We start from the raw sequence: 26538 nt of genomic DNA, 5'->3' as shown, positions 1-26538 counted from the left end.
GGACGGGGACGGGGACGGGGACGCGGGCCGGTGCGACGGCGAGGCGACCCTGGCGTTCATCAACGTCCCCTGACGCGATCTTTCCCACCCGACTTGTTCCGTCCCACTCGCTCCGTCCCACTCGTCCTGTCCCACTCGGCGGCAAGAGAGACCGAAGGGCTCCCATGGACCAGCTCCATCATCCGCAGCTCCAGACGCTCGTCCGGACCGCGAGCTTCCACGCGGAGCACCGGCCGGCCACCCCCGCGGTTCTCTGCGAGGGCCGCACGCTGACGTACGGGCAACTGCACCGCGAGAGCAATCGCGTCGCCCACGCCATCCGGGCCGCCGGACTCGAACCGGGCGACCGGGTCGCCTACCTCGGCAAGGAGTCCGAGCACTACTACGAGGTGCTCTTCGCGTGCGCCAAGAGCGGTACCGTCCTCGTCCCCGTCAACTGGCGGCTCACCGCGCCCGAGGTCAGCCACATCCTTGAGGACTCCGGCACCCGACTGCTTTTCCTGGAGGACGAGTTCGGGCCCGTCGTCGAAAGGCTGCCGAGCGAGGCTCCCCGGACGATCGTCGCGTTGGGAGAGCACTTCCCGGCCTGGAAGGCGACCCACCCCGACACGGACCTGGGCTCGGACACCGATCCGGCGCCGCACGTCACCCCGGACACCCCGGTCGCCCAGCTCTACACCAGCGGCACCACCGGGCTGCCCAAGGGTGTCGTCCTCGCCCACCGCAGCTTCTTCGCGATCCGTGACGCCCTGGCGAGCGAGGGGCTGGACTGGATCGACTGGCGCGCCGGCGACATCGCGCTGATCGGCATCCCCGGGTTCCACATCGGCGGCCTGTGGTGGGCCACCCAGAACTTCAACGCGGGTACGACGGTGGTCGCGATGCGTGCCTTCGCCGCCCGCGAGGCCGTCGGCCTCATCCGGGACCTCGGCATCACCACCATCTGCGTCGTGCCCGCCATGCTCCGCATGATGCTGACCGAACCGGGCGTGGGCGCGAAGGACTTCACCACCGTGCGCAAGACGGTCTACGGCGGCTCCCCGATCTCCGAGGCCCTTCTGGAGGAGAGCCTCGCCGTCGTCGACTGCGAGTTCGCCCAGATCTACGGCCTCACCGAGACCGGCAACACCGCGGTCTGCCTGCCCCCGGCCGACCATGTCCCCGGCGGTTCCCTCATGCAGGCGGCGGGACGGCCCTACCCGGGCGTGCGCGGCAAAGTGATCGACGACGCGGGGCGCGAACTGCCGCCGGGCGCGGTCGGAGAGGTCTGCCTGGCCACGCCCGCCCACATGGTCGAGTACTGGAACCTGCCCGAGAAGACCGCCGAAACGCTCGTCGACGGCTGGATCCACACGGGGGACGCCGGCTTCATCGACGAGGACGGCTACGTGTTCATCCGCGACCGCATCAAGGACGCCATCCTCGTCGCCGGTGAGAACGTCTACCCCGCCGAGATCGAGAACGTCCTCGAAGGCCACCCCGGCGTTGCCGAGGCCGTCGTCGTCGGCGCCCCCGACGAACGCTGGGGCGAGTACGTGCACGCCTTCGTCGTCCCCGTCCCGGAGCAGCGGCCCACACGCCGGGACCTGCACACCTTTCTCGTCCCGCGGCTGGCGAGCTTCAAGCTGCCCGCCCGCTACGAGTTCATCGACAGCGTCCCGCGCAACCCCAGCGGCAAGATCCTGCGCCGCGAACTGCGCGATCGCTTCTGGACCGACTCCGTACGCAAGGTCAACTGACCGGACGCAAGGTCAACCGACCGTCCCGCCCGACGTGCTACCGAGAGAGAACGACATGCCCGCACCCCTCACACTGGACGGCTTCCGCGCGGACCTGGCGGAGTTCCTGTACCAGCGGCCCGACGAGGTCGACCTCGAAGAGAACCCCCTCTACGCGGGACTGGACTCCCTGCGCATCGTCACCCTCATCGAACGGTGGCGGGAGACCGGCGTGGACGTGAACTTCGTCGAACTCGCCGAGTGCACCTCGTTCGCCCAGTGGTGGCAGCTGCTCTCCGCGGGCCGGGAGGGAGCGGACCGTGCCGGCGCATGACGTCGGCGGCCGGGGACAGGGACGCCACACACTGCTGGCCGCCCAGGAAGGCATCTGGACCGGCCAGCAACTGGACGTGGACAGCCCCGCATACAACACGGCCGAGTACGTGCACATCGCCGGCCCCGTGGACACGGCCGCCTTCGACAGGGCGCTGCGCCACGTGGTCGCGGAGACACCGGCCCTGAACGTCGCCTTCGCGGTCGACGACGAAGGCAGGCCCCGGCAGTCGGACGCCCCGGCCGACGGCTGGCGCCTGCACACCGCCGACCTCACCGCCGAGCCCGACCCGTACGCGGCGGCCCTGGCCTGGATCGACAGGGACATGGCCCGCCCCGTCGACCTCACCCGCGGGCCCGTCTTCGGCCACGCCCTGCTGCGGATCGCACCGGAGGAATCCCTCTGGTACCACCGGGTGCACCACATCGCCCTCGACGGCTTCGGCCTGTCGCTCTTCGCCCGCCGGGCCGCCCAGGTCTACACCGCCCTGACGGCGGGCGAGCCGGTGGCGGACAGCGGCTTCGGCACCCTGGCCTCGGTGCGGGACGAGGAACGCGCCTACCGGCAGTCGCCCCGCTTCGCCGAGGACCGCGCCTACTGGACGGCCCGGTTCGCGGACCGGCCGCTCGTGGCCACACCCGCCGGCCGTACGGCGCTGCCCGCGCGCACCTTCCACCGCCGGGTGGCCGACCTCGACGTGGAGGAGGCGGCGGCCCTGCGTACCGTCGCCCGCGACCTGGAGGTCACCTGGTCCGAGGTCCTGCTGGCCGTGACGGCGGCCCGGCTGCACCACATGACCGGCGCACCGGAGATCGTCCTCAGTCTGCCCGCGATGGGACGCCTCGGCTCCGTCGCCCTGCGCGTGCCCTGCATGGTCCGCAACATCCTGCCCCTGCGCGTCACCGTCTCCGCGTCGGACACCCTGCGCGACCTGGCCCAGCGGGTCTCCCGCGAACTGCGCGCAGGCCTGCCGCACCAGCGCTACCGCTACGAGCAACTGCGGCGCGACCTCAAACTGGTCGGTGGACAGCGCCGGCTGTCCGGGCCGGGCGTCAACATCATGCCCTTCGCCTACGACCTGCGTTTCGCCGGCCATCCCAGCACCGTCCACAACGTCTCCGCGGGTCCGGTCGACGACCTCGCCGTCAACGTCTACGACCGCTCCGAGGGCGGGGGACTGCGCATCGCCGTGGACGCCAACCCCGACCTCTACGACGAGGCGGACATCGCCGAGTTCCAGAAGGAACTGCTCCTGCTGCTCAGGCAGACGCTCGCCGTACCCGACCGGGCGCTCGGCGACCTGCGGCGGGCCGCCCGCGCGGCCGTCCCGGTCCTGGACGGAGGACCCCTGCCCGGCCCCGCCCGTCCGGTCCTCGACCTGATCGCCGAACACGCCGCCCGGCACGGCGAATCCGTCGCCGTCGAGCACGACGGACGCGGTGTCACCTACGCGCACCTGCTCGACTCCGCCCGTCGGACGGCCCGCCGACTGGCTGCCCGAGGGGTCGGCCGCGGCGACCTGGTGGCCGTCGTCGTGCCGCGCGGCATCGAAGCCGTCACCGCCGTTCTCGGCGTCCTGCTGTCCGGCGCCGCCTACTGCCCGCTCGACCCGACCGCGCCCCCGGCGCGCAGGACGGAGCTGCTGGACGACGCGCGCCCCGCGCTCGTCCTGACGACCCGGACCCACGCCGACGCCTTCCCGGGCCGCGCCCAACTGGTGCTTGACGAACCGGAGTCGGAGGAGGCAGACCACGAGCCCGGCGTCCCGCAACCGCCGGCACCCGCGCCGGACGACCTCGCCTACGTCATCCACACCTCCGGCTCCACCGGGCTCCCCAAGGGCGTGGAGATCGGCCACCGTGCCCTCGCCCACTTCGTCGCCGGCGCCACGCACCGCTACGGCCTCCACCGTGCGGACCGTGTCCTGCAGTTCGCCCCCCTGCACTTCGACACGAGCGTCGAGGAGGTCTTCCTCACCCTGTGCCGGGGCGCCACGCTCGTCGTCCGCGACGACAGCATGACCGACTCGGTCCCCGGCTTCCTGGACGCCTGCGCACGGCTGCGGATCAGCTTCCTCGACCTGCCCACGGCCTACTGGCACGAACTGGCCTACGCCGTCTCGACCGGCTCCGCCGACTCCACCGCCCTGCCCGCCGGGATACGTACCGTCGTGATCGGCGGCGAGGCGGCCCTGCCCGAGCGCGTCGACCGCTGGCGCGAGGCGGTCGGCACCTCGGTGCGGCTGCTGAACACCTACGGCCCGACCGAGGCCACCGTGGTCGCCACCGTCGCCGACCTGCACGACACCTCACTCGCCCGCGGAGACGTCCCCATCGGACTACCGCTCCCCGGCACCCGCGCCGCCGTCGTCGACGGTGAACTCCACCTGCTGGGCGTCAACTTGGCTTTCGGTTACCGGGTCGGCCCTCGGGGAGGCCGGCTGCCGGACGCGTCCCGCTTCGCCCCTCTCGACCGGCTCCCCGGAGCACCCCGCGCCTACCGCACCGGCGACCTGGCGCGCATCGGCGACGACGGTCAACTGCGTCATCTGGGCAGGTCGGACACGGAGTTCAAGATCAGCGGACACCGTGTGCATCCGGCCGAGGTGGAGAACGCGCTCCTGGCCCACCCGGCGGTGCGAGACACCGCCGTGGTCGGGCAGGTGCTGGAGGACGGGACGCGGCGCCTGGCCGCGTTCGTCGTCCCGGCCGGCCCCCCTCCGGCGACGGCCCTGATCAGAGAGCACCTTCGGGCGACGCTGCCCGCCGCGATGATCCCCTCGGCTGTCGAGTTCCTGGACCGCCTGCCCCGGACCGGGTCCGGGAAGACCGACAGGAACGCGCTCGCACTGAGGGCTCCGGGCCCCGGTGCGCAGACGGTCGCCTCCGACGGGTCAGCGGTTGCTTCCGGCGGCACAACAGCTGCTTCCAGGGGCGCAACGGGTTCTGACGGCACAGTGGAGCGCACCATCGCCGCCGTCTGGCAGCGGGCGCTCGGCACCACGGCTCTCGCCGCGCACGACGACGTGTTCGACCTCGGCGCCCAGTCCCTGCAAGCCATCCAGGTCGCGAACCGCCTCGGCGTCGAACTCCACCGCGAGGTGAAGGTCGCCTGGCTCTTCCAGCACCCGACCCCCGCCGAGCTGGCGGCCTTCCTCGCACGGCAGGTCGGGCCACGGAAGTCAGCCGGCGCCTCCGGTCTTCCGGCCACCCTGCTCACGGACGCCGTCCTCGACGCGGACATCCGCCCCCGCCCCCGCCCCCGGCCCGGACCCGGTGACGGAGTGGCCAACGGGCGGCCCCGGGCGGGGCGCACAGCCGACAGGGTCCTCCTCACCGGCGCCACCGGCTTCGTCGGCGTACACCTGCTGGCCGAACTCCTGACCCGTACGGGTGCGGAGGTCGTCTGCACCGTCCGGGCCCCGAGCCCCGCCGCGGCCGACGCCCGTATCCACGAGGCCCTGAAGACCCACCGCATCCACCTGCCGGGTCAGGCGACGCGCCGCATCACGGCGGTTCCCGCGGACCTCGCCCGCCCTCGACTCGGCCTCGACGAAACCCTGTTCGCCGAACTCGCCCGGACCTGCGGCGCGATCTTCCACAACGCGGCGACCGTCAGCATCATGCGCGAGTACGCCACCCTCCGCGCCGCCAACACCGAATCCACCAGGGACCTGCTGCGTATGGCGGCCCCACGATCGACACCCCTGCACTACGTGTCGACCCTCTCCGTCGCCCCGCCCCTGGCTCTCGGCCCCGAGGTACGGGAGGAGTTCTTCGCGCCCCATCCCGGACTGCGCTCCGGCTACCAGCAGTCGAAGTGGGCCGCCGAGCGCCTGCTGGAACAGGCCACCGAACGGGGCCTTACCGTCACCGTGCACCGGCTCGGCCGGATCGTCGGCCCGTACGCCACCGGTTACGTGAACGAGCGGGACTTCCTGTGGAGCGTGCTGCGTGCGGGTGTGCCCGCGGGCATCGTCCCAGACCTGTTCGAGGAGGAGACCTGGACACCGGTCGACCACGTCGCCAAGGCACTTGTCCACCTCTGCCTCGAACAGCGCCCACCGAACGCCACCGTCTTCCACCACACCGCCACCGCCCCGGTGCGACTGAGCGACCTCTACGACTGGCTGGAGGAGTACGGCTACCCGCTGCGGCGCGTCCCACTGGCCCGGTGGCGCACCGAACTCGCACGCTCCGTCGGCCCGTCCGGCACGGCGGCGACCACGCTCGCGTTCTTCGACTCCTGGGACACGGAGCCCACCGGCGCGACCGTTACAGCCGATGCGACTGAGGTGACTGATGCGACCGAACCGGACCTCCGCCTGGGGCGCATCCGCTCCGACAACGTCGCGGGCGGTCTGCACGGCAGCGGCATCGCGTACCCGCCCGTCGGCCGCGACCTCGTCTTCCGCTACCTCGACCACTGCGTCACCACCGGAATGCTGCCCGCACCGGTCAGGGGCGGGGGACACCTGGCCACGCCGGTGAAGTAGTCGAGGACCTGTGGGAACTCACGGGCGCCCGCGCCCGACTACTGCAGCAGAACCGACCGAACCGATCGCCTCTCGCGCACCTCGTCACAAGGAGCACCGCATGTCGAAGAAACGGCCGGTCGCCGTAGCCCTGGCCGGCGCCCTCTGTCTGGTCGCGACGGCATGCGCCGACTCGACCGACAAGGCCGATGCCGCAGGTGGCACGTCCGCCGCCGCGGCGAAGACGGGCTACCCGGTGACCCTCGAAAACTGCGACGGGACCGAGAAGTTCACCAAGGCGCCCAGCAGGGTGGTCGTCATGAACGGCGCCTCGGTCGCCGAGGTCTCCACCCTGCTCGCCCTCGGCCTCGGCGACCGCATCGTCGCCAACCAGCAGAGCTACGGCATGTCCGAGGTCGAGGGCCGGGCCAAGGCCATCAAGGCCCTGCCCGACGGAGGCGTCAAGCTCAACGACGCCTACGACGTCCCGCGCGAGGCGATGATCGGGCTGCGCCCCGACCTGGTGCTGTCCACGACCTCCTACGGCTTCGACGAGAAGAACGGGTTCGCCACCCGCGAGCAGCTCAAGGGCGTGGGTGCCGGTACCTATGTCTCCCCGCAGGGCTGTGACCAGGACACCTCGAAGATGACCATCGCGGACAGCTACACGCTGCTGCGGGACATGGGCAGGATCTTCGACAAGGGCGACCAGGCCGAGAAACTGATCGCCGCGTCGGAGAAGAAGATCGCCGACGTCACCGCGAAGGTGAAGGGCGGGAAGCAGCCCAAGGTCCCCGAAGTCATGGTCCTCTTCTCCAACATGACCATGGGCGGCAACGACTTCAGCTCGGTCGTCGCCAAGGGCATCTACAACGACATCCTCGCCAAGGCGGGCGGCACCAACGCCTTCGAGTCGGCGTCCAAGACCTCCTTCGCCGATCTGAGCAAGGAGAAGGTGGCCGCCACCGACGTCGACGCGCTCGTCGTCATCGGCTACAACGACCCGAACCCGGCGGCCTACGCCAGGAAACTGCTGAAGGAGTTCCCCCAGTGGCCGGCCGCCAAGGACAACAAGTACGTGGCCCTGTCGGACTCGATGTACCTCGGCCCGAGCAACGACCTGGCCGTGGAGAAGATCGCCGGGATGCTGCACCCCGACAAGTTCTGAAGCCCGCCCCCGCGCCCGTCCCTGTGGCCGGCCGCCTGCGCATGTCGCTCGGGATCGTCGGACTGCTGGTCGTCCTCCTCGCCGTCATGGTGGTCGCGGTGAGCATCGGGGCGGTGAACATCCCCGTGGCCGACGTCTGGGCGGTCCTCCTGCACCACGTCACAGGGCGCGGGGCCACCGGCGACCCGGCGCTGGACCAGATCGTGTGGACCTTCAGGGCACCCCGCGTCGTCCTGGCCGCCCTGGTCGGCGCGGGCCTGGCCGTCGCGGGCGCGGTCCTGCAGACCCTGGTCTCCAACCCTCTCGCCGACCCGATCGTGCTGGGCTCCTCGTACGGGGCCTCCCTGGGCGCGGTCCTGGTCATCACGCTCGGCGGCGCCGCGCTCGGCGGTCTCGGCGGCCTCGGCGTGTCCGGCGCGGCGTTCGTCGGCGCCCTGGCCGCCGGGGCCCTGGTCTTCGCCCTCGGGCAGCGCCAGGGGCGACTGGCCCCCACCCGGCTCGTACTGGCCGGGGTCGCGGTCGGCTACGTCCTCCTGTCGATGACCAGCTTCGTCCAGCTGATGGCGACACCCACCGAACTGCGTACCGTGATGTTCTGGATGCTCGGCAGCGTCGCCGGCGCCCAGTGGGACCAACTGCCCACCGTCGCCGTGGTGGTCATCGGCAGCACCGTCCTGCTGACCTTCTTCGGGCGACGGCTCAACGCCCTGCTGGCCGGCGACGAGTCCGCCACCGCCCTCGGAGTGGACGTCAACCGGCTGCGCGCCGTCCTGCTCGTGATCAGCGCCCTGCTCACCGGCACCGTCATCGCCGTCGCGGGCGGTGTCGGCTTCGTCGGCCTGATGATCCCTCACCTGGTCCGCCTCACCACCGGCGCCGACCACCGCAGACTGCTGCCCCTGACCGCACTCCTCGGCGCCGTCTACCTCGTCGTGGTCGACCTGCTCTCCCGCACCCTCACCCGCCCCAACGAACTGCCCCTGGGCATCCTCACCGCCATGCTCGGCGCCCCCTTCTTCCTGTGGCTGCTGCGCCGGAACAAGGGCTTGGACACCGCATGAGACTGACCGTGGACCACCTCCACATCACCCTGGACCGCAGGCCGATCCTCCGGGACGTGAACCTGGAGGCCGCCGAGGGCGACATCGTCGGGCTCGTGGGCCCCAACGGCAGCGGCAAGTCCACCCTGCTGCGCTCGGTCTACCGCTCGCTGCGACCGGCCGACGGAGTGGTCAGGGTCGGCGGCGACGACGTGTGGGAGCTGTCCTCCCGTACGGCAGCGCGCCGCACGGCGGCCGTGCTCCAGGACGCCGGTACGGTGTCCGGCCTGACGGTGACCGAGATCGTCGCCCTGGGACGCACGCCCCACCACGGCCTGATGGACCGGGACGGCGCAGAGGACCACCGGGCCGTCGCCGAGGCCGTCGACCGCTGCGGCGTCGGACCCTTCGCGGACCGGGACTACGTCACTTTGTCGGGCGGCGAACGCCAGCGTGTCCTGCTGGCCCGCGCGCTGGCCCAGCAACCGCGGCTCCTGGTCCTGGACGAGCTCACCAACCACCTCGACATCCGCGCCCGGTTCGAGCTCCTGGACCTGATCCGCCGCACCGGGATCACCACCCTGGCGGCGCTGCACGACCTCGACCTGGCCGCACGGCTCTGCGACCACCTGGTCGTCCTCCACGAGGGCGCGGTGGTGGCGGCGGGCCCGGTCCTGAAGGTCCTGACACCGGACCTCCTGCGCGAGGTCTTCGGCGTACGGGCAGACACGGAGAGGCACGCGGACGGCGTCGTCCGCATCACGTACGCGGCCCAGCCGCTCGCACTCGAACGGGAGGCCCTCGAACGGGAGGCCGAGCCGGCTGACCGGTGACATGACGGATGTACCTCGCCCCGCGGCCGATGAGTGTGGGGGGTCCGCGGGGCGAGGAACTCGTGTGCCGGTCAGCAGCTGTAGTCGACCAGCTTGAACGAGGCGTAGTGGTCGGACGTGTAGTAGTCCTCCTGGTTCTCCTCGCCGGTGACGATGCGACGGGCACCGCGCGTGGACGAACCAGGCGTGATCACTGTGTACTCGTGGTAGTAGCCGGCGGACTGGCTCGCGAGGACGCCTTCCCGGTTCTGGAAGACGCTGCCGTCCTGTGAGTAGGGGTAGGGACCGCCCTGCTCGATCAGGTCCAGCGTGTCGTGTGCCTGGGATGGCAGGCCGCCGTAACAGATGTTGCCGACGGCCGCGGCGGACGTGTCCCCCGCGGTGGCGGTGGCGGTGCCGCCGCCGACGAGGAGTGCGGACAGGAGAGCGGCCGCGGCGCTGATACGAGTGATTCGTGGGGGGAATCTCATGCCCCCAATAATGACGCGCGTAGACGCTGGCATGTCAATGACAACCGCGAAGATTCTCACCGTCGGTCCGACGAGTTTTCGGGAAGTTAACCTCACGAGGCGGCGAACTGGTCGAGCAGCCCGTCCAGGGCGTTGTCGCCGAACATCAGCTCCAGGCTGCCGGCGGACTCGACGGCCGACGCCTCACTGCGGGGGAAGAGTTCCTGCTCGTACGCGGTGAGGGCCGACTCGGTGGCGCCGGGGTGGGCGGCGATCGCGCGGCCGAGCTCGGCCCCGTCGAACATGGCGAGGTTGGCGCCCTCGCCCGCGAAGGGGGACATCAGGTGCGCGGCGTCTCCCAGGAGGGTGACGCCGGCGCGGCGGTCCCAGCGATGGCCGACGGGCAGCGCGTGGATACGGCGAGGCACCGGGGGCTCGTCCGCGTCGGCGATCAGCGCACGCAGGTCTTCGTGCCAGCCGTCGAAGTGGGTGAGGATTTCCTTCTTCGCCGCCTCCGTGTCGGCGAAGTCGATGCTGTCGAGCAGGGTTTCGGCCGTTCTGAGCGCGGTGTAGACGTGCACGCTGCCGTCGGCCTCGCTGTGGGCGAGGAAGCCCTTGTGGTCGCCGAGGCAGATGAAGAACCCAGTGCCGATCAGCGCGGCGGCGGCCGGGTGGCGGGTGGCGGCCTCGTGCAGGTCGGTCTCGACGAAGGAGATCCCCGTGTAGGTGGGGAGTGCGTCGGAGACGAGCGGGCGGACGCGTGACCAGGCGCCGTCCGCGCCGACGAGCAGGTCGGTGGTGATCGTCGTGCCGTCCGCGAAGGCCACCTCGTGACGGCCGTGGTCCAGTGCCCGGGCGCCGGTGGCCCGCTTTCCCCAGCGGACGGTGTCCGCAGGAAGCGAGTCCAGCAACAGGTCGCGCAGTTGCCCGCGGTCCACTTCGGGGCGGCCGCCGGTGCCGTCGTCCTCCTCGGCCAGCCGTACCGTGCCCTGTGGGTCGACGAGACGCATCGCTTCGCCGCCGGGACGGATCAGCGTGCGGAACTCGTCGTACAGGCCGGCGGCGCGCAGTGCGGCCTGGCCGGAGTCCTCGTGGATGTCGAGCATGCCGCCCTGCGTACGGACCGTGGCCGAGGCCTCCAGATCGAAGACGACCGCCTCGATGCCGCCGACATGCAGAACCCGGGCCAGGGTGAGACCGCCGAGGCCGCCGCCGATGATCGCGATCGAGTGGTGTGGGACGGGCTGCGTGGTAGCGGATCGAGTGGTGACGGATCGAGTGGTGCCGGCGTCGGTCATGGCTGTTGTTGCTCCTTGTGCTGATCGAGGCGGGGGCCGGGTCAGTTGTCGCTGTGCGGCGCCGGCGCCGGCGCCGGTGTGGGGGTCTGGGAGATGCCGTTGACCAGCATCTGGAGGCACCAGGTCATGCGGTCCTCGGGCGAGCCGGACAGGAGGCTCTCCGCCAGTGCGTGCAGGCGGGGATGGGTTCGCGCGGGGACGTCGTGGACGGCGCGGGTCAGCGCGTCCCATTCGTCCGCGGCTTGTGCCGACTGCGAGCGGGTGGCCTGCTCGGCCGCGGTGGCGGTGGCGAACTGCAGCAGCACGTCCACACCCCAGGCGGCCTGCGTGAGTGGTACGCCGCCTTCGTCCAGCAGGGTCAGCAGCCGTTCAAGCAGCCGCAGGTAGTGCTTGCCGCTGGGGCGGGCGGTCAGGGCCGAACGCGCCAGCGCCGGATGCCTGAACAGCACGCCGGTGTACGAGGTGAGCACCGCCGCGAGCCTGTCGCGCCAGTCGCCTCCCTCGCCGGCGGGGTTCAGTTCGACCTCGCCGAGGAGTTCGTCCAGCACGGCGGCGTGCAGTTCGGCGGTGTTGGCCACGTACACGTACAGCGAGGCCGGGCCGGTGTCCAGCTCCTGCGCCAGGCGCCGCATGGTCACCTTCTCCAGCCCTTCGGCCCGCAGCAGGGAGACGGCGGTCGCGATGATCCCCGCGCGGGTCAGCGCGGGCTTGGCCGGACGTTCGCGTCGGCTGGTCGGTGTGGTCGGGCGATCTGTCACCCCATCAAGGTAACGAACATGTTCGTCGCAAACAAGTTCGCTACGAACATGTTCGTCCCATGGAAGCCTCATGCCTGAGTGCCTCGCGGGGGCACATGGATGAGCCGCGTACTAGGAAGGGTCCTGCGGGAGCCAGCCAGGGGCGTCCAGGCGTACCGGGTGAGCGCCGACCAGCGCCGCCAAGTGCGCCTCAAGACTCGCGAGTTCGGCGGTGCCGATCCGCTGCTCCCACTCGTTGCGCAACTCGTCGAAGATCGCCTCGCCCTGGCGCAGCAATTCGAAGCCGAGCGGGGTGACCTGGAGGCGTTTGCGGCGGGCGTCGAGGGGGTCCACATCGCGTGCCACGTAGCCGCGCTCCTGCAGTACCGCGATGGTCTTCGCCGCCGCCTGCTTGGAGACCGACAGGCGTCGGCCCAGTTCGGAAGCGTTGTCCGCGCCGGCGATGATGGCCTGCATGGCGAAGTCGTGGACGGGACGTACGTCCTCGTAGCCGCGACGGGCCAGTTCGGCGGTCGCGGCGTCCACCAGTGAGCGGAAGCCTCCGAGCAGGAGCAGGGCGAGATCAGCGCCGGATCGTGACATGGAAGAAGCCTAGGCCAGGGACTGCCCGGCGCGGGCGGACAGTGCGGCGGACCGCGTGGTGAGGTCGTGCGGTGAGGTGGTGCGGTGAGGTGGTGCGGTCAGGCCGTACGGGCGCGGAGGCGGCGCAGCATGCGGGGGTCCTCGAAGCCCACGGAGCGGGCGGCGGCGTCCAGCGTCGCGCCGTGACTGATGAGGTGCTGGGCGCGCTCAAGGCGGAGGGTCTGCTGATAGCGCAGAGGCGTGAGCCCGGTGGCGCGGCCGAAGAGCCGGGTGAGGGTGCGTTCGCTGACGCCGACGGCCGAGGCCAGGGCGGGGAGCGGGAGCGGCCGGTCGAAGCGGGCGTCGATGAGGTCCTGGGCCCGGTGCACGGTGTCGTCGAGATGGCTGCGGTGCCTGAGCATCGCGCTGGACTGGGATTCGTGGCCGTTGCGACGGGCGTACACGACCATGTCCCGGGCCACCTGGGCGGCGACGGCCGGGCCGTGCCGGGCCGCGACCAGGTGCAGGGCCAGATCGATGCCGCTGGCGATGCCGGCCGAGGTGATCACCCGGTCGTCGGCGGTGAACAGGACGTCCCGGACGACCGTCGCCAGGGGATGGCGCAGGGCCAGCTCGTCCTGCACGTCATGGTGGGTGGTGCAGTGGCGGCCGTCGAGCAGGCCGGCCCGGCCGAGCGCCTCCGCCCCGGCGCAGACGCTGGCCACCGTCCCGCCGCCGGCGTGGTGGTCCCGCAGAGCCCGCAGGGACGCGGCCCCGATCGAGGGGCTGTCGGCCAGCGTGCCGGCCCGCCAGCCGGGCACCACGATCAGGTCCTCGGGCCCGAGCTCGGGCCAGTCGAGCCCGGCGACCAGCGGCAGCCCCTGCGCGGTGGAGACCTGCGGCTGCTCCGCGACGTAGGACAGCCTGTACGGGTACCCGAAGTCGGCGGCCGTGGAGAAGACCTGCGCGGGGCCGGCCAGGTCCAGCAGATGGACCCCGGGCAGCAGGAAGAAGACGATGTGGCTCACGATCCGGTCATCATGCCTGATGTCCTGCCGCGGCCTCCAGCCGGTCGACCGTCGCGATGGTGGCGAAGCGTCCGGCCAGGGCGTACTCGGTGCGCCGGACGACCTCGTGGGCGGGCAGCGTACGAGGGTCGGCCAGCAGCTCGGCGACGCTCTGATCGGCGGGAGCGTCGCGGTGCGGGATGGGATTGGTCGCGGTCGCGTCGGTGACGAACGTGACCTGGTAGCCGAGGTCGCCGGCGACGCGGGTGGTGGTCTCCACGCACTGCTCGGTGCGGATGCCGCAGACGACGAGTTCGCGGACACCGTGTGCGGTGAGCAGCTGCTGCAGGTTGGTGGTGGTGAAGGCGTTGTGTGAGGTCTTGTGGATCAGCGGCTCACCCTCCGCCCGTTCCAGTTCAGCCATGAGGCGGACGTGGCCCAGGGCCGGGTCGAAGACATCGCCGCTGCCGGGCTCGCTGTGCAGTACCCACACCACGAGGTCCCCGGCCCGGCGCGCGAGCCGCACCAGCCGGTCCACCTGGTCGGCGATCTTGGGGTCGGAGATCGTCGCCCACAGCGGGTGGGCGCGGAAGGACTCCTGGACATCGATGACGATCAGTGCTCGGGTCATGTCCCGAGTCTGCGCGATACGAGCCGGGCGACGACATGCCGCATCGGGTCCGAGAGCGGACCGATCCGGTCATCGGCCGATGACTCGGCCACGGTCAGGCCTCGCACCCGTACTCCTGGTGGCGCGGCCGGCGAGGGCGCCGTACGTGGCCGAAGTGCCGCTGGACTGCGTACGCCTCTCCGTGCGACGTTCGCTCCCGTGGCGGAACCGGTTACCGGGGGGCTGGGGACATGCTGGTGACGGAGTTCAGTACCGGGGGCGTGGAAGCGCCGGAGCGCTTCGCGCTGTAGGAGGAGACCACGGCACAGTCACACATGCGCAACCGGCTGCGCAGCGACGAACAGGACCCTCGCGAGCTGCTGCCGGTGCCGGAGAAGGCCATGCGGCGACTGCTCGCCGTACCGATCGACGGGCGCATTGGCATGGGCGGGGTGTTCTGCCGTTGGCTGACCGATCTCGACGCGCGCGCCACCGAGTTCACCCCCGCGGACGTTCCCACCCTCGTCTCGGTCACCCTGGATCTGCTGGCCTCCGCGGTCACCCGCTGCCTGGAGGCCGAGACGGCGCTGAGCCCGGAGGTGCGCAGGAACGCGCTGCGGGCCCAGATCAACGCGTTCGTTGAGGACGGCACCTCGCCGGCCGCCTGGATACGCCATCGCCGTCTGGAACGCTGTCGACGCGACCTGGCCGACCCCCACCTGAACCGCCGACCGATCCAGGCCGTCGCCGCCCGCTGGGGATTCACCGACCCGACGCACTTCAGCCGCCTGTTCCGGACGGTGTACGGGATGCCGCCGCGCGACTTCAGAAGCCTGTCGTCCCAGGCGTGCGCGGATCGTCAACTCCCCTGCGCGGACTGACAAGGCCGGGCGCGGCCCTGCCCGGCATGCTGGGACCACACCCGTGGCCCACTCCGTCCGGGGGGATCGGAGGAGGGGAAGGACGGCCGCCGCCGTGGTCGGCGAAGGCGGCGGCCGTCAGCATGCGCGCACCGGATCCAGCCATCAGCCGCCGCGGTCCTCTCCCATCCGCCTTCGGCCTCGTACGAGCCGTACGCCCCACCAGGTGAGGCCGAAACCCGTTCTTGCCTCTTACCAGCCACGTTCTAGGATCTCGGACAGAGGAACCGGCTCCAACGCAGGCGACCGGTCGGCCCGGTCCGTGCGGGTCCCAGCATCAGGCCACCAGTATCAGGAGGCCTCCAGTCCCAGTTCCCAGTCCCCGGGCCCGGAGAGACCACCATGCCAACAGGGAAACCGGAGCCCGCATCACGCGATGTTCTGTGCGGGCCCCGGTCCCTCGTCCTCCCGGCCATTCGAGTTGGGGCGTACTCCCGCGCGCCCCAAGTGCCGCGAGGACGATCCCGCGCGAGGCCCTCGCGTCAGGGGACGACGCGAGGACCTCGCGCCGGCGGCCGCCGTCATCGCCGACAGAGGACGGCGGCCGCCCCACACCCCGCGTTCCCGGGTGCCTTCTTCGACTACCCGCGTTCTCAGCCGATGCACAGCCGCGTTTTGGGCACGGAGGCACTGGGGGCACCGGGGGCACCGGCGGAGTGGTCATCGAGGGCCAGGATGGTGGCGTACAGTAGAGACATCGCCGCGGGGTGGAGCAGCTCGGTAGCTCGCTGGGCTCATAACCCAGAGGTCGCAGGTTCAAATCCTGTCCCCGCTACTGATGGAAGAGGGCCCGGATCCATAGGATCCGGGCCCTCTCGCATGCCCTGCGGACGGCCGTGGCCAACTCCCCGGGCAGCTGTGCGGAACGAGGAAGCGGAGCGGGTTCATGGGTGAAGCGAGTCAGGCCGATGTCGTGCTGTCCGGATATGGCCCGGTCGGCCGAGCCTTCGTGGCACACCTGGCCCGGCAGGGAGACGAGCTCGCGCGCCGGCACGGAGTACGGCCGATGGTTCGGGCCGTCCGTGCGAGTTCCGGGCAGTGTCTGCTGGGCGGGGGCCAGCCTGTACCGCCGCGCTCGGAGTGGGGCCCGCCGGCCTCGTTGGGAGAGACGCTCGACCGGACCGGTGCCCGCGTGTTCGTCCAGGCGGTACCGTCCTCGCCCGGACTCCGGCAACAGGCCGCAGACGAGGCCGTCGAGGCACTGAGCCGAGGAGTTCACGTCGTCACGGCCACCAAGAGCCATGTGCTCGGCCACTGGCGAGAACTGGCCGAGGCTGCCCGGGCCGGCGGTGCCATGATCAGGATCTCCGGGGCGACGGGGGCCGCACTGCCGGCGGCGGACCTGTTGAGGACAGCGTTGCGCGGGATGGGCTGCGAGACGATTCGGGCCTGCCCGAACGGCACCGTCACCTTCGTCCTCGACCGCCTCGCGCAGGGCGACTCGTTGGGTGACGCGGTCCGTGAGGCACAGCGCCGGGGCATCGCGGAAACGGACCCCTCGGCCGACCTGTCCGGTGCGGACGCCGCCACGAAGGTGCGGCTGCTCGCCGCGCTGGCCTGGGGATGGGATCCGACGGCGGTACGTGTGCGGGCGCAGCCGGTGATCGAGGACACCGCCGGCAGAGCCCTGGCCGCGGTGTCCCGGGGCCGCCGGCTGCGGGCCGTCGCCGGCGCGTCCCTGGACCGGCCCCACCTCGTCGAGGTCCGGCTGGAGGAGACGGAGCCCGGCGACCCCCTCCACGCGCTCGACGGACCGGAGAAGGCTGTGGTGTTCGGCTGCCCGGACGCGGGTGACGTGGTGGTGAGCGGGGGACGTTCGAGTCCGCTGGGGGCGGCGCTCGCACTGGTGAAGGACACGATCGAGGTCACGGCTCCCCGTGTCGGATTCTTCTGACGGCTGACGGCTGACGGCTGACGGCTGACGGCTGACGGGTGTCGGGTGACGGCTGTCGGTGTCGGCACAGAGGACGGCGGCGGCCCCTGGCCGGAGTGTGTGTCAGGCGTCGTCCGGCGAAAGCGCGTACAGCCGGGGGAGGTTGACCACGATCGCCTCCTGGGTGCTGCGGGCGATGACGACCACCGCTTCGTCGGTGGGGTCCGGGTTCTCCTCGCGGTGCGGCACGAACGGCGGGACGAAGATGTAGTCGCCGGGGGAGGTACGCAGCCGTACCTCCTGCGGGCCCCCCTGCGGCTCTTCGCCCGAGTTGTCGTCGACGAAGACGAACTCGGGGTGCCCGCTCACCACATAGATCGCGGTCTCGGACTCGCCGTGGTGGTGGTCGGACGAGGCGGTCGAGGGGGCCACATGGGTCTGGCCCATCCACAGCTTCTCGGAGCCGACGGTCTTTCCGCTGACCGCCGCGAACCTGCGCATGCCACCGCTCTGCGCGGTGTCGCCGTCCAGCGAGTCGGCGCGGATGTGGTGCAGGCGGCTGCGCAGTGGTGTGACCGGGTGGTCCGGGGTGTCGGGGAGGTGAGGGTGGAATCCCTCACCGGGGGTCGTCAGCGGCTCGCTCATGGCGGCGACGCTAGAGCCGGTCCGAAAAGGATGTCAAGAGGTGTCCTTTGGCTTTCACCTGCGGCAACGTTCCCGCAATGTAGGAAACAAGCGGCCGAGGCCCCGCGCGCCGCCCACCTCTCAGGCATGATGTGCGCATGCATATTTCCGCGAAGGCGGACTACGCCATGAGGGCGCTGCTCGAACTCGCCCGCGAACCTTCCCGTCCGCTCACCTGTGAAGCCATCGCCTCCTCGCAGGAGATTCCGTTCCGGTTCCTGAAGTCCGTGGTGGGCGAGCTGCGCAGAGCGGGCCTGGTGCGCAGTCAGCGCGGCTGCGAGGGCGGTTACTGGCTCGGCAGACCCGCCGAGGACATCACCCTGCTGGACGTCACACGCGCCGTCGACGGCGAGTTGATCACTCTGCGCGGCGAGCCGCTGGCCGGACTCGACTACCCGGGCCCCGCGACAGGACTGCCCGACGTGTGGCGAGAGGTCGAGGCCGCCGCGGCGGCGGTCCTGGGCGGCGTGACGCTGACTTCGCTGCTGGGCAGGGGAGTTGTGGCGGGTGCGGCCCGGCGGGGCGCCGCGTGACGGGCGTGCCACAGCGGCCGCCGTGGGTCGAAGTGGTGGAGTACACCGACCCGTTGTGCCCCTGGGCCTGGGGATCGGAGCCCGTCTTCCGCAGGTTGCGGGCGGCGCTGGCAGGGCGGGTCCGCTGGCGGCGGGCGTACGCGATCCTCTTCGACCACGACGACGACCCGCCGCCCGACCCGGCCGCAGAGACCGCCTGGTACGCGCGTTACGTCGAGGAGATCAGCTCGCACACCCTGGCTCCCCGGGCCGTGCGGCTCAGCCGTATGCCGGCCAGTTCCTGGCCCTCCTCGCTCGTCGCCAAGGCCGCGGTGCCGCAGGGCGAAGAGGTGGCCGAGCGGGTGCTGCGGCGGCTGCGCGAGAGTGTCTTCGTGCTCGGCGAACCGGCGGACACCATCGAGTCGGCCTTGTCCGCCGTCCGGGGCGTGCCGGGCCTCGATCCGCGGCTGCTGGCGGTCGACGCCGCGTCCGAGGCGGTGCTGGAGCAGGTGCGCGTCGACCGCGTCGAGGCGCGCCGCCCGGTGGCCGAGGTGCTGTCCGTGCGGGGCGGGTCGCCGCATCCCGGCGCGGCCAAGGAGACCGCCGAGGGCGGACACCGGTACGCGCTGCCGACGCTGCTCGTCCGGGCCGCCGGGGAGTACCGCGTCGTACCGGGCCTGCGGCCCTTCGAGGAGTACGCCGCGGCCGTCGAGGAACTGGGTCCCGGGCTGTCGACGGTCCCCGACCTGCTCTCGCCGGCGGACGCGCTGGACCGCCATCGCAGCCTCACCGATCCGGAGCGGCTGCTGCTGACGGAGGGCCCGTGGCCGCCTCCGGGTGCCGTGCGGGTGGACACGGGCAACGGCCCGCTCTGGCTGCACCCGGAGGAAGCGGCGGTACACCCCGCGGTCGCCCGCTGAGCCACTTGCGGCTTCGACGGTTGCTGAGTTACTTCCGGCTTCGAAGGTTCCGACGGCTGCGGTCCTCGACTGGCAGCCGTCGGTGCGCCGCACGCCCGTTCGACGTCGTCCCGCCCAATGAGACACCAATTGGTGTCCATTGACAGTCGGTTGCGGAAGCCCCCAGGATGAGCACCATGCTCACGACGCACCCCGGTGTGGTGTGCCGCTACGTGGACCTGCGGCGCACCAGCAGCGCACTCTGTCGCTGACCCTTCGCCGCCCCCGGCCCGCAGACGCCTGACCGCTCCGTCCAGCACTGGTCTCCCAGTGTTCGACCGAGCCGTGCGCCTGCCCCCGCGCCTCCACTCCGTGCCCCGTCGCACGCCTTCCTCACCTCCTCACCTCCTGGCCCGCAACCCTCCGCGAGCCCGTCGACTCCTCCTGCCCTGAGTGCCGCGTGCCCCGAGTGCGCGCCGGCGCTTTCCCCGGCATGCCCGTCCGCGTCCGAGTCGACGCTCCGTAGGGGAGGGGGCCGGCCCTTTCGCACTCTGCTCCTTCCGCCCTGCTCTGTGCCCTGCTCCTTTCGCTCCGGCCCCGGCCGGGGCCCGCCACAGGAAGAACGAGATGCCCGCTCACCTCATCACCCGCCGCCCCGGACCGAACCGCCGTTCGTCCCAAGGGACAGGCCGCCTGCGGGCCGCAGCCCTCACCACCGCCTTCGTCGCCGTGCTCGCTCCCGTCCTGAGCGCCTGCGGCGGTGACTCGGCCGCCTCGGATGGCGGCTCCACGCTGAAGTGGACCTCCTCGTACTTCCCGACCCACTGGGATCCGGTCGTCGGGGGCAGCGGCGCGCAGTTCCGCGAACTCGCCCTCACCTACGCCTCGTTGACGCGAACCGACGAGAGCGGCAAGGCCGTGCCCGACCTCGCCAAGAGCTGGGAGTACAACGACAAGGGTGACGAGATCACCTTCCATCTGCGTTCCGGGCTGAAGTTCAGCGACGGTGAGCCGGTCGACGCCGCCGCGGTCAAGGCGGCCATCGAGCGGGCGCAGAAGCAGAAGAACTCGGCGCTCTTCGGTGACCTGACCTCCATCAAGTCGGTGGACGCCAACGGCCTGGACGCGGTCCTGCACCTCAGCCAGGTCGACTACCAGATACCCCAGCTGCTCGGTCAGCGCGTGCTCCAGGTCGCCAGCCCCAAGGCCGCGAAGAACCCCGAGAAGCTGGACCAGAACCCGGTCGGCGCGGGCCCGTTCGTCGTCACCCAGGTGATCCCGGGCACGAAGGCGCTCCTCAAGAAGAACCCGGACTACTGGGACGCGAAGAACATCCACATCGACAACGTCGAGCTGACCTCCGCCCCCGACGCCTCCACGGTCGTCTCCGGCCTGCAGACCGGCGTCTACAACTTCGCCGACCTGGACCCGAGTCAGGCGTCCGCCGCCAAGAAGGCCGGCCTGGACGTCTTCGTGCAGCCGGGCTTCAACGCCTCCAACATCAGCCTCAACGTCAACAAGGCGCCGTTCGACAACGACAAGGTCGTCGACGCCGTACGCCACGCGGTCAACCGCAAGGAGTTCGTCGACAAACTGACCTTCGGCTACGGCGAGGTGACCGACCAGCCGTTCCCGAAGGGATACGTGGCCTACGACCCGAAGTCGGAGGACGCCTACCCCTACGACCCGGCGAAGTCCAGGAAGCTCCTGGCCGACGCGGGCTACGAGCCGGGCGACATCAAGCTGAACCTGGTCATCCCGGCGGAGGACCCCCAGGCGGAGATCGTCCAGTCGCAGCTGGCGAAGGTCGGCATCAAGGTCACCATCAAGATCGACAAGAACTGGGCCACCCCCTTCTTCGCGAAGGACCTGACGTTGTCGCTGTACGGGACCACAGGGCGGGACTCGGCGGCGCAGACCCTCACCGCCCACTTCGGCCCCAACGGCCCGCTGAACCTGAGCACGCCCTACGAGCCGGACGGGTTCGAGGCCGCCATCGCCAAGGTGCGCCAGACCCCGCTGGACTCGCCGGACTACACCCAGGTGCTCCAGGGGGCGACCCGGGCGGGACTGAAGAGCAAGGCACTGGTCTTCACCTACTCCCAGCCGAACCTCATCGCCAAGAGCAAGTCGATCTCCGACCTGCCGAAGAACCCGGCCCACATCGACTGGACCGGCGTGACCATCAACGGCGGCAACTGACACCCGTCCACCACAGACCCACTACAGAGAGGGGCAACCCCATGACGACGACCGCGGTACAGGCCCCGCCTGCCCGCCGTCGCGGGGTCGTCGTGACCAGGGTGCGGCACACGCTCGGCCGCCTCCTGGTCACCCTGGCCCGGTCGGTCGCGATCTTCGTGCCCGTCTTCCTGGTCGCCACGTTCGTGACCTTCGCGCTGCGGTCGATGAGCGGACTCAGCCCGGCGCGCATCCAGCTGGGCGAGGAGGCGACCCCCGAGGCGATCCAGCGGGTCGAGGCCCAGTGGGGCCTGGACCGGCCCTTCCTGGTCCAGTACTGGGACTGGTTCACCGGCGTCCTGCACGGGCAGCTCGGCACCAGCTGGACCAACGGCGCCGACATCTCCACGCTCATCGGCCTGGGCCTGGGAGTGAGCCTGTCCGTCGCCACGTTCGCCCTCATCATCGGCATCGTCCTCGGCTTCGCACTGGGCGCGCTCGCGGCGCTGCGGCGCACCACCTGGATCGACCGCGCGATCACGGGCTTCGTCACCGTGATCTCGGTGATGCCCGCGTTCGTCGTCGGCATCGTGCTGGTCGCGGTCTTCGCCGTGGGACTCGATCTGTTCCCCTCCGCCGGCTACATCCCGGCGGAACAGGGGTTCGGTCCGTGGCTCGCGCACATCACGCTCCCGGCGATCGCGCTCAGCTTCGACGTCGTCGCGGACGTGGCCCGCCAGCTCCGCGGCAGCCTCGTCGCGGCCTTCCGGGAGAACTACGTGACAGGCGCGGTGGTACGCGGCCTGAGTCCTCGTCGGATCTTCTACGGCCATGTGCTCCGCAACGGCATCGGGCCGGCCCTGGCCACCCTGGGCCTGAAGTTCCCCGCCCTGGTCGGCGCCTCCGTCGTGACCGAGTGGATCTTCGGCCTGCAAGGGTTCGGCAGGTTCGCCAACGACTCCGCCCAGGCCGGCGACGTACCGGCCGTGCAGGGCGTCCTCGTGGTGTCGATCGTCCTCGTCGTCCTCTTCAACCTGATCGTCAACCTGGTGCTGGCACGTGTCACGCCGGCATCCCAACGGGGGGTATGACCATGGTGCGCCGCGTCCTCACCCTGACATCCGGCCGGATCGCCCTGGTGATCCTCACCGTGATCGCACTCCTTGCGGTCCTCGGTCCGCTGCTCGCCCCGCAGAACCCCCTGGCCACCAGCGACAACACACTCGCGGCGGCTTCGGGATCCCACTGGCTGGGCACCGACTACCTCGGCCGTGACGTGTTCAGCCGCCTCCTGGACGGCTCCCGCGTCAGCGTGCTCGGCTCCCTCGAAGTCGCCCTGATGGCACTGGTCGTCGGCGCGATCCCGGGCATCCTGTCGGTCTACCTCGGCCGGACCTTCGAATGGATCACCCTGCGTCTCGCCGACACGCTGGTCGCCCTGCCGTTCCTGCTGTTCGCGGTCGCCGTGATCGCGCTGCTCGGCAACGGCATCACCCAGGCCATGCTCGTCACGGGAGCCCTGGTCTCTCCGCTCTTCTACCGGGTCTCCCGCGCCGCGACCCTGGCCGTGGCCCGCTCCCCGTACGTGGAGGCCGCACTCGTCTCCGGCGCCTCGGTCGGCTGGGTCGTACGCCGCCACGTCTGGGTCAAGGTGCTCCCGCCGATCGCCGTCGCGCTCGCCCAGACCATCGGCGTCGGCTTCATCATCGTCTCCAGCCTGACGTTCCTCGGGATCGGCATCCAGCCCCCGGCGCCCACCTGGGGCGGCCTGCTCGCCTCCGACCTCGGCTACCTCAGCTACCAGCCGTGGGCGCCCCTCGCCCCCGCACTGCTGATCATGATCACCGTCTGGGCGAGCAACCTGCTCGCCGACGCGATCCGCGACGTCTCCGGCGAAGCGGGCCGAGCCTTCGTCAACAACCGCAAGGCCCGGGCCAACCGGCTCGATGGGCCCGAGCCCGTATCCACCGGAGGTGTGTGATGACGACGCTGTCCGAGAAGGCCGCTCCCGGCACCGCCCTGAAGCCCGCCCTGAAGACCGCGACACCACGCGAGCCCGTCGCGCCGGCCGCACCGGTGCTCACCGTGCGCGACGTGCGCATCAGCGACCGGGTCACCGACCGCGAGATCGTCCACGGCGTGAGTTTCGAGCTCACCCCCGGGAAAACCGTCGGTATCGTCGGCGAGTCGGGCAGCGGCAAGACCCTCACCTGCCGCGCCACGCTGGGCATCCTGCCCCCGCACTTCGAGGTCTCCGCCGGCTCGATCGAGATCGCGGGCACCGACATCGCGGACCTGACCCCTCAGCAGTGGACGGCGCTGCGCGGCGCCACGATCAGCGCGGTCTTCCAGGACCCGGCGTCCTACCTCAACCCGTCGATCCGGGTGGGCGCGCAGATCGCCGAGGTCATCCGGGTCAAGAAGGGCGTGAAGCGGCGCGAGGCACGCCACCGTGCCGTCGAACTGCTCCAGGCGGTGCAACTGCGCGATCCGGAGCTGGTCTACGGCCAGTACACGCACGAGCTGTCGGGCGGCATGCTCCAGCGCGTCCTGATCGCGGCCGCGATCGCCGCCGACCCGCGGATCCTCATCGCCGACGAGGCGACGACCGCGCTCGACGTCACGGTCCAGGCCGAGATCCTCGACCTGCTCGCCGAACTCCGCGAACACGCCGGCCTGGCCCTGGTGATCGTCTCCCACGACCTGGCCGTCGTCGCCCAGCTGTGCGACGAGGTCCTCGTCATGCGCGACGGCGAGGTGGTGGAACAGGGCACGACGCGCGAGGTGCTCCACCACCCGCGCCACGAGTACACCCGACTGCTCATCGCCGAGCACGAGAGCTACGGCCTGGACAGGTTCCTCACGCCGCAGGAGACATCGTGACCACCGAACACGCGCGGCAGCAGCCCGCCGCCACCCCGACGGACGAGAGCGCGGTCCTGGAGGTCACCGGCCTCGACGTGCACTACGGACCGCGCAGGCGCCGCCGCCGCGCCCTGCACGACGTCTCGCTGAGCGTCGCGCCCGGCGAGACCGTGGGCATCATCGGCGAGACGGGATCGGGCAAGTCCACCTTCGCCCGCACCGTTCTCGGCCTCGTGCGGCCCTCGGCGGGCCGGATCGTCATCGGCGGCGAGGACGTCGGCGCGTACGGCACCCGCCAGTGGCGCCGCCTGCGCCGCCGAGGCGTCGTCCAGTACGTTTTCCAGGACCCCCTGCGCAGCCTCGACCCCGACCTCACCGTCGAGGAGTCGCTGAGCGAGCCGCTGCTCATCCAGGGCGTCCCGCGTCAGGAGGCGGCCGACCGGGTCCGTACGTTCCTCGCCCGCGTGCAGCTCTCCGAGGACCTGCTCGACCGGCTGCCGGGCGAGCTGTCGGGTGGTCAGCGCCAGCGTGTCTCGGTGGCCCGGGCGCTGGTCACCGAGCCGAAGCTGGTCATCCTCGACGAGCCGGTCAGCGCGCTCGACTCCGCCAACCGCGTCCAGATCCTGCAGATCCTCAAGGACCTGCGTGCCGCGGGCACGGCCCTCGTCTTCATCTCCCACGACCTGGGGTCCGTCGCCGGGGTCGCCGACCGCATCGCGGTGCTCTACCAGGGCGAACTCGTCGAGGTCGGAGCCGCCCGCGACGTCATCACCGACCCCCGGCACGTCTACACCCGCCTGCTCGTCGGCTCCGCGCCCACGTTGCGGACGGCGTCGGCCGACAGGGCCGAACGCGACCGCCTGCGCGCGCTGCTGCACGCGTGAGCACGGCACCCGACTACCTGACCGACCGCCTGGCTTCTGAAACCCTCATTCCTGATCAGTCACTCCTGATCCCTCGAACCACCGAACCACCGAGAGGACTTCGTATGTCCCGCACGATCCACCTCGCACTGCACCCCTATGGTGTCGGCGGCCCCGGCCAGCACGGTCTCTGGAAGGACCCGCGGGTCGCGAAGAACGCCAGCATCGACATCAACTACTACATCGCGCAGGCCAAGGCGGCCGAACACGCCCTGTTCGACGCCCTGTTCGTGGTCGACAGCCAGTTCATCAACTCCACCTACCCGGCGCACTACCTCAACCGGCTCGAACCGCTGACCCTGCTGTCCGCGGTCGCCACCCACACCCGGCACATCGGCCTGGTCGGCACGGCCAGTTCGACGTACAACTCGCCGTTCAACCTCGCCCGCCGGTTCGCCTCCCTCGACCACATCAGCGGAGGCCGGGCCGGCTGGAACGTGGTGACCAGCTTCGACACCGGCACCTCCAGGAACTACGGGCTCGACGAACACCTCGACTACGCCACCCGCTACGGCAGGGCGCTGGAGTTCGTCGAGGTCGCCCGCGGCCTGTGGGACTCCTACGAGGACGACGCGTTCCCGGCCGACGTCGAGCGCGGCGTCTTCCTGGACCCCGCCAAGCTGCACGAACTGAACCACGAGGGCGAGCACTTCAAGATCGCCGGCCCGCTCAACCTCTCCCGCTCACCGCAGGGCCAGCCGGTGATCTTCCAGGCCGGGGTCTCCGAGGAGGGCCGCGATCTCGCCGCGCGGGTCGCCGAGGGCATCTACGCGCCGGGCGGCTCACTGCAGCAGGCGCAGGAGTACTACGCCGACATCAAGAAGCGCACCGCCTCGTACGGCCGCGACCCCGAGCACATCAAGATCTTCATCCATGGTGGCCCCGTCGTCGCCACCACCGACGAGGCGGCCAGGCGCCGGGAGCGGGAGATCTTCGAGGAGGACAACGACTTCGACGGCAACCTCGCGCTGCTGGGCCGTTCCTTCGGCGCGTACGACTTCAGCGGGCACGATCTGGACGCACCGTTCCCGGACGTGGCGCACCTCGCCGAGAAGGGAGGCCGTACCGGCGCGGCCAAGCTGATCGAACGGGCCAAGGCGGAGAAGTTGACCCTGCGTCAAGTGGCCGAGTCGGTCAGCGAGTTCCGCCGCTCCCCGTTCGTCGGGGCGCCGGTGACCGTCGCCGACACCATCGAGAAGTGGTTCGACGCCGGCACCCTCGACGGCATCAACCTCGCCTTCCGCAACAACGACGACCTGGAACTCTTCGTCGACGGCGTCGTGCCGATCCTCCAGAAGCGCGGCCTTTTCCGCACCGAGTACGCGGCCGACACCCTGCGCGGCAACCTCGGCCTGCCGGTCCCCGCCAACCGCAACACCCGCGAGCGCGGTGTCGTGGACCACTGAGGGCCGCCACATGAGCCAACTGCCG

At 71.0% G+C, this 26538-nt stretch carries 23 protein-coding genes and 1 tRNA gene; 17 read left to right on the top strand and 7 right to left on the bottom strand.

Features of this window, described 5'->3' with window-relative positions; genetic code table 11:
- The first annotated feature begins 164 nt into the window (after positions 1-164).
- From AOK01_RS12240 to AOK01_RS12215, 6 genes are all read left to right on the top strand, one after another.
- Positions 165-1739, top strand: coding sequence for a fatty acid--CoA ligase (locus AOK01_RS12240; RefSeq protein WP_055510997.1), 1575 nt, complete (start codon positions 165-167; stop codon positions 1737-1739).
- 55 nt (positions 1740-1794) lie between these two features.
- Positions 1795-2052: a phosphopantetheine-binding protein gene (locus AOK01_RS12235; protein WP_055510996.1), complete on the top strand. Its 258-nt coding sequence runs from the start codon at positions 1795-1797 to the stop codon at positions 2050-2052.
- Positions 2039-6547 carry a non-ribosomal peptide synthetase gene (locus AOK01_RS12230; RefSeq protein ID WP_055510995.1) on the top strand — a complete coding sequence of 1503 codons (4509 nt, stop codon included), beginning with the start codon at positions 2039-2041 and terminating at the stop codon, positions 6545-6547. Before AOK01_RS12235 ends, AOK01_RS12230 begins: the two co-directional genes overlap by 14 nt.
- A gap of 100 nt (positions 6548-6647) precedes the next feature.
- Entirely contained in the window at positions 6648-7694 is a 1047-nt protein-coding gene (locus tag AOK01_RS12225) for an ABC transporter substrate-binding protein (RefSeq protein WP_055510994.1), read from the top strand.
- A 41-nt stretch (positions 7695-7735) separates the two neighbouring features.
- Entirely contained in the window at positions 7736-8755 is a 1020-nt protein-coding gene (locus AOK01_RS12220) for a FecCD family ABC transporter permease (RefSeq protein ID WP_483855243.1), read from the top strand.
- Entirely contained in the window at positions 8752-9567 is an 816-nt protein-coding gene (locus tag AOK01_RS12215; RefSeq protein ID WP_055510993.1) for an ABC transporter ATP-binding protein, read from the top strand. Before AOK01_RS12220 ends, AOK01_RS12215 begins: the two co-directional genes overlap by 4 nt.
- Before the next feature lie 71 nt (positions 9568-9638).
- Here the strand turns inward: AOK01_RS12215 and AOK01_RS12210 are convergent, their stop codons facing one another.
- From AOK01_RS12210 to AOK01_RS12185, 6 genes are all read right to left on the bottom strand, one after another.
- The gene (locus AOK01_RS12210) at positions 9639-10037 is read right to left on the bottom strand and encodes a guanyl-specific ribonuclease (protein WP_055510992.1); all 399 of its coding nucleotides are present in this window, start codon (positions 10035-10037) and stop codon (positions 9639-9641) included.
- 92 nt (positions 10038-10129) lie between these two features.
- Positions 10130-11314, bottom strand: coding sequence for an FAD-dependent oxidoreductase (locus AOK01_RS12205; protein WP_055510991.1), 1185 nt, complete (start codon positions 11312-11314; stop codon positions 10130-10132).
- A 41-nt stretch (positions 11315-11355) separates the two neighbouring features.
- Positions 11356-12072, bottom strand: a complete 717-nt coding sequence (locus tag AOK01_RS12200; RefSeq protein WP_055510990.1) for a TetR/AcrR family transcriptional regulator — start codon at positions 12070-12072, stop codon at positions 11356-11358.
- Between the two features lie 111 nt (positions 12073-12183).
- On the bottom strand, positions 12184-12654 hold the full coding sequence (locus tag AOK01_RS12195; protein WP_055510989.1) for a MarR family winged helix-turn-helix transcriptional regulator: 471 nt from the start codon (positions 12652-12654) through the stop codon (positions 12184-12186).
- Positions 12655-12752: 98 nt separating this feature from the next.
- Positions 12753-13661: a GlxA family transcriptional regulator gene (locus AOK01_RS12190; protein ID WP_055510988.1), complete on the bottom strand. Its 909-nt coding sequence runs from the start codon at positions 13659-13661 to the stop codon at positions 12753-12755.
- 10 nt (positions 13662-13671) lie between these two features.
- Positions 13672-14271 (bottom strand): isochorismatase family protein, encoded by a 600-nt coding sequence (locus AOK01_RS12185; protein WP_055510987.1) that lies wholly within the window; start codon positions 14269-14271, stop codon positions 13672-13674.
- 314 nt (positions 14272-14585) lie between these two features.
- On the opposite strand from AOK01_RS12185, the gene AOK01_RS12180 reads away from it, so the two are divergent.
- The 3 genes from AOK01_RS12180 to AOK01_RS12170 all read left to right on the top strand — a co-directional run bounded on the left by AOK01_RS12180 (position 14586) and on the right by AOK01_RS12170 (position 17064).
- Positions 14586-15131: a helix-turn-helix domain-containing protein gene (locus tag AOK01_RS12180; RefSeq protein ID WP_055510986.1), complete on the top strand. Its 546-nt coding sequence runs from the start codon at positions 14586-14588 to the stop codon at positions 15129-15131.
- A gap of 740 nt (positions 15132-15871) precedes the next feature.
- Positions 15872-15945, top strand: a tRNA-Met gene (locus AOK01_RS12175).
- A 111-nt stretch (positions 15946-16056) separates the two neighbouring features.
- Positions 16057-17064: a homoserine dehydrogenase gene (locus AOK01_RS12170; RefSeq protein ID WP_055510985.1), complete on the top strand. Its 1008-nt coding sequence runs from the start codon at positions 16057-16059 to the stop codon at positions 17062-17064.
- A gap of 102 nt (positions 17065-17166) precedes the next feature.
- Here AOK01_RS12170 and AOK01_RS12165 read toward each other — a convergent pair whose 3' ends face one another.
- Entirely contained in the window at positions 17167-17688 is a 522-nt protein-coding gene (locus AOK01_RS12165; protein ID WP_055510984.1) for a cupin domain-containing protein, read from the bottom strand.
- A gap of 137 nt (positions 17689-17825) precedes the next feature.
- Between AOK01_RS12165 and AOK01_RS12160 the strand changes: the two genes are divergently transcribed.
- From AOK01_RS12160 to AOK01_RS12125, 8 genes are all read left to right on the top strand, one after another.
- Positions 17826-18260, top strand: coding sequence for an RrF2 family transcriptional regulator (locus AOK01_RS12160; protein WP_055510983.1), 435 nt, complete (start codon positions 17826-17828; stop codon positions 18258-18260).
- Positions 18257-19159: a DsbA family oxidoreductase gene (locus tag AOK01_RS12155; RefSeq protein ID WP_055510982.1), complete on the top strand. Its 903-nt coding sequence runs from the start codon at positions 18257-18259 to the stop codon at positions 19157-19159. Before AOK01_RS12160 ends, AOK01_RS12155 begins: the two co-directional genes overlap by 4 nt.
- A 606-nt stretch (positions 19160-19765) precedes the next feature.
- Positions 19766-21340, top strand: a complete 1575-nt coding sequence (locus tag AOK01_RS12150; RefSeq protein ID WP_079103360.1) for an ABC transporter substrate-binding protein — start codon at positions 19766-19768, stop codon at positions 21338-21340.
- Positions 21341-21381: 41 nt separating this feature from the next.
- Positions 21382-22410: an ABC transporter permease gene (locus AOK01_RS12145; protein ID WP_055510981.1), complete on the top strand. Its 1029-nt coding sequence runs from the start codon at positions 21382-21384 to the stop codon at positions 22408-22410.
- 2 nt (positions 22411-22412) lie between these two features.
- Entirely contained in the window at positions 22413-23300 is an 888-nt protein-coding gene (locus AOK01_RS12140) for an ABC transporter permease (RefSeq protein ID WP_055510980.1), read from the top strand.
- Positions 23300-24202, top strand: a complete 903-nt coding sequence (locus AOK01_RS12135; protein WP_055510979.1) for an ABC transporter ATP-binding protein — start codon at positions 23300-23302, stop codon at positions 24200-24202. The genes AOK01_RS12140 and AOK01_RS12135 overlap by 1 nt, the downstream gene beginning before the upstream one ends.
- Entirely contained in the window at positions 24199-25068 is an 870-nt protein-coding gene (locus tag AOK01_RS12130) for an ABC transporter ATP-binding protein (RefSeq protein WP_055510978.1), read from the top strand. The genes AOK01_RS12135 and AOK01_RS12130 overlap by 4 nt, the downstream gene beginning before the upstream one ends.
- 104 nt (positions 25069-25172) lie before the next feature.
- Complete coding sequence (locus AOK01_RS12125; protein ID WP_055510977.1) at positions 25173-26513, top strand: LLM class flavin-dependent oxidoreductase; 1341 nt, start codon at positions 25173-25175, stop codon at positions 26511-26513.
- The last annotated feature ends 25 nt before the right edge of the window (positions 26514-26538 follow it).

The organism is Streptomyces aurantiacus (assembly GCF_001418335.1).
GTDB classification, from domain to species: domain Bacteria; phylum Actinomycetota; class Actinomycetes; order Streptomycetales; family Streptomycetaceae; genus Streptomyces; species Streptomyces aurantiacus.
Note: the sequence above shows the minus strand (reverse complement) of the source record. Positions and strands in the feature narration are given on the sequence as shown.